This window comes from Methylobacter sp. (assembly GCF_004322395.1).
GTDB lineage: Bacteria > Pseudomonadota > Gammaproteobacteria > Methylococcales > Methylomonadaceae > Methylobacter_A.
This window is the reverse complement of sequence record NZ_SCTW01000126.1, coordinates 1-10,546: the sequence shown is the minus strand read 5'-3', so window position 1 is coordinate 10,546 and position 10,546 is coordinate 1. Positions and strand designations below refer to the sequence as shown.

Annotated in this window: 8 protein-coding genes and 2 pseudogenes; 5 read left to right on the top strand and 5 right to left on the bottom strand. The window is 48.8% G+C overall.

The features are described 5' to 3' along the window. Positions 1-186: 186 nt before the first annotated feature. Positions 187-483, bottom strand: a pseudogene (locus tag EPO18_RS16955) (integration host factor subunit beta). 172 nt (positions 484-655) lie between these two features. Then, entirely contained in the window at positions 656-1,105 is a 450-nt protein-coding gene (locus EPO18_RS16950) for a helix-turn-helix domain-containing protein (protein WP_292435353.1), read from the bottom strand. 131 nt (positions 1,106-1,236) lie between these two features. On the opposite strand from EPO18_RS16950, the gene EPO18_RS16945 reads away from it, so the two are divergent. Further along, positions 1,237-1,731, top strand: coding sequence for a putative ATP-dependent zinc protease (locus tag EPO18_RS16945; RefSeq protein WP_292435352.1), 495 nt, complete (start codon positions 1,237-1,239; stop codon positions 1,729-1,731). A 551-nt stretch (positions 1,732-2,282) separates the two neighbouring features. Here EPO18_RS16945 and EPO18_RS16940 read toward each other — a convergent pair. Both EPO18_RS16940 and EPO18_RS16935 read right to left on the bottom strand, forming a co-directional pair. After that, a complete protein-coding gene (locus EPO18_RS16940) occupies positions 2,283-3,170 on the bottom strand; it encodes a hypothetical protein (RefSeq protein ID WP_292435350.1) in 888 nt (295 codons plus the stop codon). 281 nt (positions 3,171-3,451) lie between these two features. Further along, entirely contained in the window at positions 3,452-6,958 is a 3,507-nt protein-coding gene (locus EPO18_RS16935) for a metallopeptidase domain-containing protein (RefSeq protein ID WP_292435348.1), read from the bottom strand. 385 nt (positions 6,959-7,343) lie between these two features. On the opposite strand from EPO18_RS16935, the pseudogene EPO18_RS20835 reads away from it, so the two are divergent. The 3 genes and pseudogenes from EPO18_RS20835 to EPO18_RS16925 form a co-directional block, all read left to right on the top strand. After that, positions 7,344-7,421 (top strand): annotated as a pseudogene (locus EPO18_RS20835) (hypothetical protein); the annotation flags it as partial. A 449-nt stretch (positions 7,422-7,870) separates the two neighbouring features. Then, a complete protein-coding gene (locus EPO18_RS20750; RefSeq protein WP_363331523.1) occupies positions 7,871-8,065 on the top strand; it encodes an IS1 family transposase in 195 nt (64 codons plus the stop codon). Beyond that, complete coding sequence (locus EPO18_RS16925; protein WP_292435345.1) at positions 8,066-8,218, top strand: hypothetical protein; 153 nt, start codon at positions 8,066-8,068, stop codon at positions 8,216-8,218. 989 nt (positions 8,219-9,207) lie between these two features. Here the strand turns inward: EPO18_RS16925 and EPO18_RS16920 are convergent. After that, positions 9,208-9,870 (bottom strand): DUF7986 domain-containing protein, encoded by a 663-nt coding sequence (locus EPO18_RS16920; RefSeq protein WP_292435343.1) that lies wholly within the window; start codon positions 9,868-9,870, stop codon positions 9,208-9,210. A gap of 427 nt (positions 9,871-10,297) precedes the next feature. Here EPO18_RS16920 and EPO18_RS16915 point away from each other — a divergent pair. Beyond that, the coding region (locus EPO18_RS16915) for a transposase (RefSeq protein WP_292435342.1) at positions 10,298-10,546 on the top strand (249 nt) is incomplete at its 3' end.

Here is a 10,546-nt window from a genome sequence, read left to right as displayed (position 1 = left end):
GTTGCAGAACCTTTGGTCGTGGAGAGGAACGGGTAATCGATCAACCTAAAACGGGCAGACGGAGATCTAAACCTTTCGCTTAGCTGATTAACTTCAACCTGTAACTCTCTTTCATGAGCCGTTGGAAAGTATGCGATTATTTAAATGATCTTTATGCGTTTCAACGGCTTTAATTAGCTAGGTGATTCAAGAGAAAGTGTTATGCATCACATTCACGCGGTCCCTCAGCTCTTTGCCTGGTTTAAAATGAATAGCCATCTTAGCGGGTAAATTAATCGTTTCACCGGATTTGGGATTACGGGCAGTACGTGGTTTACGATAATGTTGACTAAAACCGCCAAATCCTCTGATCTCGATCCTTTCCCCCTGAGTTTATGAATCTGTTATCTGTCCCAACATGCAATTCACCGCCAGCTCCACGTCTCTATGTTGAAGCTCGGGGAATTTCTCACTTAATGCCGACACCAGTTCTGACTTGATCACAGGTTATCCTAAGATTGATATAATGCGCTTATTTGTCAATCAGCGCCGAATAATTGCCAGCAAACAGCGTCAAGATTTCCAGTTAAAATCATTATCTAATTGATCTATAAATACCTTTATTTTCTAAGGTGGCAAAAATGGACGCTGAAACTGGTAAATATTGCACGCTGTTTTACACAATAGGATCTTGTTTCGTCTTGAGACTTCGCCGGCAGCGTTTCCAAACCCAATGACGTTCTTTCAGCCAACGCTTGATCGTCGAAAAGGCTACGGTTTTTCCGGTTCGTTCATGAAGCCGCGCTGGCAACAGCCGAGCTCGATGGGGGGCCTGCTCCAACTCGCTTTCAAGTTCTACCAGTTCCGTTTCGTTAATCCGGCGAGGCCGCCCTGGACGCTCATGGTCACGCAGTCCCAGCAATCCTCTTTCTTCCCAGGCTGCTAACCAGACCGAAACGGTATCTCTATCCACCACAAAAATATCGGCTAACTGGTTAATACGGTAACCTTTTCCGTCCAAATAAACGGCATGGGCCCGTTGCCGAAAACGTGATTCGGGCGCGTAGCGGGCCGCATCAAGTAGCGTCCTTTGCTCTTCTTTTGTCAGGGGCGTTATTCGTTTCATGACAACCTCCTAGGGTAAAATCCCAGATTAGCATTTTGCCGGATTATTTTTGAATGAGCACTTAGATGGAGGATATTATTGGTGTAGGATAAAACAAACCTCCTTCAAAGAGACGATCACTGAATCAGGCAATGCAAAAAGTATTCTCAATCATTCTGTTAACTTCCGTCCTTACAGGCTGTGTCTTTTTTCAGCATCAACACCAACACCAACACCAAAAGCAAATTATTGGCGCAACTGAAGTGATTGAAATTGTAGATGCGAACCTCAGCTTCAAAGCTCGTGTGGATACAGGTGCCAAAACTTGCAGCATACATGCGGAGGATATAAATGTTGATTCCTCAGAAGAAAACCCAAAGGGCAAACCGATTTCATTTCGTATAGTGAACAAGAATGGCCAGTCTAGACAGATTAACACTCGAGTAGCTTCATCTGTGACTGTGAATACAGCCGAAGGAAAAGAGCGGCGATACACGGTTCCATTGACGGTGAAATGGCACGACTCAGAAAAAACAATACTCTTCACCCTTAATGACCGTCTGACTATGGAATATTATCTATTGTTAGGTAGAAACTGGCTGCGTGGTAGTTTCCTAGTTGATGTTGAAAAAAACAGTGATGACTAGAGGGCGAAGTTTCCATCTCTACATACCGCACGACATAACAATAGCACGCACGCCGACCACTGCATCATCGCGGCGGATAATACCAAGCGTTATTCTCAGTTTCAGAAATATATATCAGACAAAACAATACGGACTATCTAATGTTTTATTTGATTGACTGCAAAATGGGTTCAGGCCGTGTAAAAACTCATCACCAAACTTGCCAGATAAGGAAATTACTCCACTGAGCGGTCCGAGATAAGCTCATTCTCAGTGAATGGCTCCGCAATGTTCAGCATTTGCTCAGTATTTATATACTCAGTATTTAGCATGCTTGCTCCACCGCATTTTCGATTTTTGCGTTTTGACACACTCTGGGGCGATTTTTGCCTGTCGATTGACTGACGAAATTCGGCCAATCGGAGACATTCAAGGATTTCAACGAAATGGCGGCTGCAAAACGGAAAGCTGTCGTTCAACGTAAAACTCAGCCGACACTTGGAGCCTGGCGGAAAGTGGTCGGCTGGAGTGACAAGCTAGGCTAAGGTTTAGTCCCCATGGGACTACACGGGTTACGTATTTTTAGTCATTCCTTCTAATTTTTTTAGCGCATTAGGAATAATGGTTTCGCTAAAACCTGCCAAGTAGCAAATTGCCAATAATGCATATAAATTATCATTTCCTGATGTTAAATCGGCAAAAACAATTCTTGATTTAATTAAAACAACAACCGCAAATCCAGCAAGTATGGAAAACAGTAAGCGCTGTGCTCCATAGATGGCATACTTAAAATGTTCTAATGCTTTTTCTATCAATATTTCCTTTAGTTTAATGGAAACAGAAAAGAGTCCGCCAAATGCCGAGAATGCCGATGCATATACGAAAACCATTAGCCCTTGATTGGTTGCCACAAACTCAGATGTCCTCATAACATAGAAACCTAAGCTAGTCAAAGCAGTTAACACCGAAACAACCACAGCACCGCACAAATACCAGAGCCGTCCGCTTTGTGTATCTTTATATTCAGTAAGAGCTTCTTCTGTGATTGCTTTAAGAAGTTCTTTTGCTTTCTCCACATCTTTGTTGCCAGATAAAGCAACTGCAAATGCATTAGCAGCCTTGTATTTATAGGATGAATCAGCATTGGTCTTATATAACACAGACCTGAACTTATTAAATTCATCTTGCATTGATTGGTAATTCTTTAACAACATTATATCGTCTTTCTTTTCTGTTCTTATATAAACTCTCATCGACTCTATTGAGGAAGCCCCATCTATTTCATAGATAACGAACTCATCACCTTTGATAAAGATATTTTTTATTGGATTCCCAATGGTATCATGCCCGCCACTAACATATTTCGCCATTCTTTCTTTGGTTTCATTCTTATAATCCTGAAGCTGTTTTTGTTCTTCCGCTAGAGTCTGTTCCTTTTCTTCGCTGTTCTGCTTAATCATTAGAACCTCCTGAGCAAAAATATGGTTATCGATGCCCTCAATCGCAATTTATCGTGCTAAGTAATAAGCAGCATAACGCCGGCAGGTTGATTGCCTTGTTATGCAGTTATGCAGCATTTGATCATTCGCCTCTAATTGTCTGCTAGCGACCCAGGCTGATGACATGGACCTACAAGAGCCATACGGTGCCCGGACAAACAAATGACAGCTTCCTGAGGCTCAGCAATCTGCCGGCTCCGTGGCGGAATCAGCTCCGCCCGACGCTGTCGCGGGTCAGCCAATCACCCTGCGCGCAACGGGACTTCGCGGGATCGGCAGGGTATGAACCGGGCCGTTCCGTGATAGAAGACTGTCACCATGACCGTTTCTCGTGAGGCGTCCCACAACAACTCCGAAGGTATGATCAACCTGAATTCGCCGATCGCATCCACCTGACCATCCGTCATAATCTGCTCTTCGGGACGTCGTATAGGGTAGCCCACAAGACGCACGTTTCCACCTGTAACAACCTCCGGACGCGCATCATCCCCGGCCAAGATCAGGCCGGAAACGAGTTCGCCGCGAGCACTGATCTCTCGAACGAACGTCCGCAGCCCTGCATGCACCTGCAACTGGACTCCCCATCGCTCCTGAGGACCGCAGAAGACGCGCTCGGGCATGACAAAAGTTCGAGCGGTCAAATCATTGACGAGACCTCGGTCCTGGGCTTCCCGAAACGCGATCTGGAAATCCCTGTCATGCAGCGGATCACCGGCAAGCGATTCGTAAGATACCTGAGTTACATCTGTTTGCCTCGGGCCCAGACGCCGCCACGCGTGATCGACATACGTCCGGAAATATTCACTGGTCTGCTCGATCAATGTCCTGTGCATTACACGGACCCGCAGGAGATTTGTCGCACTCACAGCCGTTGACTTCCTCTCGGAAGGCGATCCGTGTCCAGTCGCATCAGTGCTGAAATTCGATTGAGCCCAATTGTTGTACACCACAATTTCACTGCCCGCCGGATCCTTCGGATCGATGTAGCGGTCAACGTCTGCACGCACACAGAAATGCTCCGCCTCAATCCCACCAACCTGTACGGAAGGCGGCAGCGTCCATTGCACAATGAACTCGCGAACGTCGTGCGCCGGTATGGCCTGAACAGGCGGGGTCGTGAGTGGCATCCACGGCCCCGGAGCCGTTGTGAACGGTAACCATTGCACCTTGACCTGCACCGAATCCGCAGCCTTCGATCCCCGGTTGTGGACCTTTATTTTGATCGTGTTCGTTTTGCCCTTCACCGCGACGTTCGGGCCAGCAGGACCATCCAAGTTAATGTCCGGACTCTTGAAGTCACCATTGCCAAGTGCGGGTCTGATCTGCAACTCCGGCCGGTAGGCGCCCTGATAGTCGATCTGCACTTCCACTGTGTTCGGGTCTGCTTCCCCAAAAATTGCATTCCCCTTGCGCGTCAGGGTGAAGTCGTTCATCCTGTCCGGATTCGTCACATCACTCTCTTTGTAGTCCTGATTCACCTTGTTGAGCAGTGGACCATCGTCGTCCACGTCCATTGGAAGGAGTAGAATCGGCGGCCGCACACCCGGAACACCTTCGAACTCCAGCAGTGCTTTGTCGCTCGGGGCGGTGTACAAGTCGGTTCCTACGATCACGTTGCTTGGGTTCAGCTTCTGGTCTCCGATCGCGCCCGCCTGTATTTGCCGGAACTCGAAGTAGTAGTTCCACCCTTCACGAATTCGGACTTCGATGCCGGCCTTCCGTCCTGCTAGCGGTCCTGATCGGGTCAGCGTCTCCATCGCCTGCAACGATACCGTTCTCCCTGCCGGATTCTGCCCAAAATCGCAAACTTCAATCCAGTCCGGGTGGATCCAGCCGAGTTGCATCCGATTTGGCAATGAAAAGTGAGGGAGTGGCACATCGTTGGCCATAAGGTCCCAGTTATACATGAACCTGTCGGTAAGCTCGGCCAAGTTCCCGACCCCGCCGTACAGATCAGGAAGTCCGAGGCTGTGCCCGAGCTCATGAGCAATGGCGGTCATAAATCCGTCCGCGGGCCAGGGCTCCGGATGGCGCATCGGCAAAGCAGCGGGCAAAACAACCGAGGCAATCCGCTTAAAAGTCGCAGAGGACTTGCCCTTCCAGTAGATTTGGGAATCGCCGGCAAACCCCCAAGTCCACTGAGCAGGCCACTCCTTATCGCCGACCGCATACGGGCCGTCCGTTCCAGGCAGAACTGTTAATACAAATGAATCCGACTTCTTTGTAACCACCTCGACCAGAGACTGACGGATGAGAAATGAGGAGAACTCTCCGCCGAGAATGTCCCAAGTGTCTGCCTTGGGATACCAAGGCGCCCACGGTTTTTTCGGATTTGTTGGTTTAAACAGATCGCCCCATGCGTAATCAATATCAATGGGCCCGAATGCCGACCCTCCAAGTAAGGTCACCGTCGTCCCTTTTGGATGAGCCGGATTGGACGACACAGGGGTCGCGCGGTACGAGACCTCCTCGTAGTAGCGTCTGACACTCTGCCCGGGCCCATCTACGTCGGCCGTTAAATCCGCTACCCTCTGCAGACCGTTTACACTGGACTTTGAATCCCGCAGACGAAACACAGCGACGGCGATCCGTAAATTTTCCGGCGCCGGATGCGTGCTGATGTTCTGCGGGCCTACCGGCCCTCCACCCCACTTGGCGCCACGCGCATACACACGCTGCGGCCCCATCGTCGCCAGCGGCGGACCAACCTCGGTATCCGGCCACACCCGAACCACACGGAATTGGCGAGTTGCAACCACACTCGCTGTAGACCGTAGGCGAGCCGTGATGTGAAACTCCGGCGTACCGATACCCGCAATTATGCGATGCTCAAATTTACCGCTAACCGGGCGTGCAACGGAAATGGTTGCTGCCAATGGTCCCTCATCGACGCTCCACTCAACGTCTTCGTGGTTCAATCCTGCACTGGCGTAATCCACAAAGATCGGCGCCCAACCAGCCGGCACCAGCGGATCGGGCCCGGCCGAAACGGGAAGAAGCTCGACATCCTGCCCCCATTCGATGAGAGTCAGCGAGGAACTCGCCGCGGCAATCACCAGAGAATGCCAGCAAGACAGAGATCGTCCATCTGGAATATTGAATGTGAAAGGATCAACTGCGCCCGACCAGTCCTCAAGGAAAACATTGCCGATATCATCACAAACGACAACACCGTTTTTGCCCGGCGGCGGCACACACAACGCGACAACGTTCGCCGCAACATCGAATGGCTCACTTACCGAACTTCCGTCGTTCAGGCTGAACCGGTACACCTGCGAAGTCAAATCAGGAACACACAGCAACAACTCGCCTGATGCTTCGTCCGCAGTCAGCATTTTTGCACCGGCGACGGTCGTAAACAAATCAGAAGTCCTCGCCGAGAAAACGACCCGGTATACCTGACCTGCGTCATCCAGTACCAGAAGATCATTGTTCAGGAGCCGTGTCGCCGCAACCACAGTTACGCCTGTTGACAGAAGCACACTTGCCTGTATGCGGTCACCATCCTCGCGTTTCACCACCAAAATGTCTCCGTAGGACACGACCAGAAACAAGTGCAATCCATCAGTAGACGGCAGAACCGCGACGGCATCCTGCCAACCCGAACCAAAGCGACGGAACTTTTGCCCGAGTACTCGAAACTGCTGGATGTCTCCGTCCACTGTCGCGAACCAGCAAGCATTTGTCGGCTCATCGAAGTAGATATTCGTTTGCGACTGATTCTCCAGAACATTCGTCCAACGTGCCATTGATAGCTCCTCTGAGGCTTCATGCTGCGCCATAATACGTTAGGCCGTGGAGAACCACTCAGATCGTTCTTCTATCGCGGTCCATGCGGCTCACGGCCAAGAAACATTGCTTTCGTGCAGACGGCGGGCGACATTCCTCCGCGACTTCGGTGAGATTGTTCGGTGCCGCATAACAAATTATTATCTAGGTCTGTATTTACACTTGAACTGACTCGGTTGCAAATTAAAATATAGTGAAAAAATAGTGAAAAAAGACGAAGAACTTGATTTACTAGGCAAGCTCACCACCTATCAGTTTATAAAAACGACGGAAAAGCTTGGCAAGGGTTTGTCATTTTGCAAACATCTTTTCGGAAGTGGTTGAAGTCTAACTGTTTTATGTGAAATTGGCGGCACGATAACCGAGATCCACACCTGCACCCGCTGCGGTAGCAGCAAACTGACCCGCAATGGCAAAACCAAGGCGGGCAAACAAAAATTCCGTTGCCATGCCTGCGGCTGTTACGGTACGTTGGCTCCCTATGTTGGCTACAACGAAGAACGGAAAGCCGAAATTCTGAGGGCTTACCACGAGCGTTCCAGCCTACGCGGATTAGAGCGCACCTTCGGGGTTGCCCGTCAGACCGTAGCCGCATGGTTAAAAAAAAGCCCAACATTTGCGGCCCCTAGCAACCACTTTGGTGCCAGCCCAACCAGAAGACGTTCTGGTGCTGGACGAGCTGTGGTCGTTCGTCCAATGCAAGGCCAGTGCCTGCTGGGTGTGGGTCACGCCCTGCCGCCATACCCGGCAGGTCGTGTCCTGGTTCGCGGGCGACCCGGAGCGCGGACAGTTGCCGCCAGCTCTGGGCGGGCATCCCCGAAGCCTACCGGGCCGCCCATAATTACAGCGACTTCTAGCAAGCCTACCAAGGCGTGTTCGGGGAAAACCACCCATCGGTCGGCAAGGAAACCGGACAAACAGCCCATATCGAACGCTGGAACAACACCCTGCGGCAACGTTTGGCACGGTTTGTTCGCAAATCGTTGGCCTTTTCCCAAACTAACGAGTTCCACCACATCGCCCTGCAACTTTTTATACACGAATATAATGTGGCTCGCGCCAGTTAAATGCTAACCACTACCAGATACTGCACCCAAGCCTTGGCGATGGCTAAGAAGGTCTATGGTGATTCGCTGCCCAGGGTCGTTATCGACATATTACATAACTTAACCTTGGCCCTGTTCAGCCTCGAGGATTACAGCCGGGCCATCGACTACTAAACCCTGGGCTTGTCCAAGCTCGAAGCCCTGCTACCCAATGACCACCCCAGCATACAGATCGTCCATGCGCTCTCCTAAGCCAGGTTCAAAATGCCCAGGCAACCGTTACGAAGTAACCTGCAACCACATCTCCTCTGGGTGAGCTTTGAACTCATAGCGAATAGACAGACTCCGTTATTCTAACTCTTAAAAGTCCCACGCTACGAGGACAATACTATGACCGATTACAAGTCCTTGCCGGAAGTGAAGTGCCCGTCGGATAGCTGAAACCGGATGACTGCTTTCGCTGTTTTAGTTGCCATTCGGAAGTCTAGGTTGGATGGCTCCTCCGGATCGAACTCGAACTTTTGCGAATTACGCTGTTCGGCCAGAAGCGGACTGTAAGCTCAGTTTTTCACAATTACATTCTGATAAAAATACAGCGTAGTTTGACGTTAGATCTGCCATTACATAATGTATCACTATAACTCGAGGTTATAAGCATTGGTACGTATAGAAAAGCCCAGTTAAAAAATGAATTTAACGCAACAGAGCCTATAGGTATTTAGTCGAATTGTATTTCGGTTGAAATGTTGTATTTTTGATCCGCAACCGAGATTAGATTAGTGATTTCATCCAACTTTTGAGGTTCAAATGGGTCAAGTTTTAGGATATGTTTTTCTGTTAATTGTTGCCTTTTATCTACTGACATATACCGTAGACCCTTTTTTAATTGCACTAATAATTATTGTATGCATTGTAGTCTGGTTTTTCTATATACGATAACGAGGCGAAAGTAAAAGGTATTAATGAGTTAGCTTTGGGTTGTTAACCGGCGTTGAATATTTTTTTAGCGATAGACTCATTATAAAATATAAAAAACCATTTAATACAAATCCTTAGGCGAACTAGTTAAAAAATTGGAGGCCGATTTTGTTCAAATCCTAATGACCGCTAGAGAGCAATTTCTGATCTAGCGGCTGACCAAGAAGCGCGCTTTCTGTCTAAAGTTACTTATGCCTGAAACTTGAAGCTTGTCCTAGCTTAAAGATCGCAGAAACAACCGCTTTTGCGAGCTTAGCGCCATTGACCGGGTTACTCAAAAAATCGCCCAGTTGATCGTCATCAATACTGTCAATCACAGGCATCACTTCATCAGACTCTAGAATCTCCCGCGTCACCAACACCGTTCCGCCCGTTTGGATGGAGAATTCATCAAAATCGACCAGATAACCGGCCAAGATCAAACCTCGATAAGCGGTCTTAGCCAATCGGTGATCTATGAGCTTGTACTGAACCTTACTAAACACATCCACGACCTTAAGAGTATCCGTTCCGTTCGTTTCTTCGACTTGATAAATCGCATAGTGGGCAAAACGCATACGCCGAAGCAATTCAAGTTCAAAATCGTCTGCCTCTTTATGAAATAAGCGCAGGAATTTCTCGGCCATATTGAAGCCATGGGGGCGATAGCCGTAAGTAGCGTAATCGGCAAATAAATCCATTTCGTCTTCATTATTGATCACCAACGCTTTTTGGTGCCATATCCCAAGATGGCGGCCACAGGTTTTGATATCTTCGCTAGTGAGCTTTTTGAAAATCTTAGCATTCAGTAAAGCGCCTCGACGGCGAATCTCGGGGTAATCGGCGGAAGTAAATGTAATATCTGTCATATCGGTGGGTGGGTAACGGGTATCGTCAAAGTCACTTTAATCTGGCTATGACGCTTCCTAAGGCAAAATGTCGCTGAACTGATAGGGGCAGTTCGATTATGGATTTGTGTCAAATGCATGAAATTATCGAATAACATAACAAGCCGCAGTGACATTGACAATGATAACTTACGAAAGTCGGCTAAATGTATCAAAGCCGTCGTAGATTGCTTATGAGGGGTGATGGACTGTAAAGGGTCGAACTCGGTCTTTCACGAATGACGTAGTTCGGCCAAAAACCGACGATCACGAATTCGGGTTGAATGGCCGATCAATAGTGAAAGCAGTCATTCAGAGACCGCCAGTGATCGTCAACCACCGACCCAGACTGTGTAAAAACGTAACATCTGGTAAAATAAGCTCACGGCCAAACCCACCGGGAGAGCAGATGAAACGCTTCATTCAAAGTACAGACCGAACTCAGGCCACTCTATTTCCTGAGCAACTGGAAGACTATGTTACTGATGACAACCCAGTTCGAGTCGTTGATGTATTTGTCGATCAGCTCGATCTAGGACAATTAGGATTTGCTGGGGTAACTCCCCTTAAAACTGGACGTCCCGCCTATCACCCCGCCATACTGCTCAAACTCTATATCTACGGATACTTAAACCGGATTCAATCCAGTCGTCGACTG

Coding starts and splice junctions, on each gene's coding strand:
- EPO18_RS16950 (WP_292435353.1), bottom strand. CDS start 1,105: ATGAAACGAATAACGCCCCTGACAAAAGAAGAGCAAAGGACGCTACTT.
- EPO18_RS16945 (WP_292435352.1), top strand. CDS start 1,237: ATGCAAAAAGTATTCTCAATCATTCTGTTAACTTCCGTCCTTACAGGC.
- EPO18_RS16940 (WP_292435350.1), bottom strand. CDS start 3,170: ATGATTAAGCAGAACAGCGAAGAAAAGGAACAGACTCTAGCGGAAGAA.
- EPO18_RS16935 (WP_292435348.1), bottom strand. CDS start 6,958: ATGGCACGTTGGACGAATGTTCTGGAGAATCAGTCGCAAACGAATATC.
- EPO18_RS16925 (WP_292435345.1), top strand. CDS start 8,066: ATGCTAACCACTACCAGATACTGCACCCAAGCCTTGGCGATGGCTAAG.
- EPO18_RS16920 (WP_292435343.1), bottom strand. CDS start 9,870: ATGACAGATATTACATTTACTTCCGCCGATTACCCCGAGATTCGCCGT.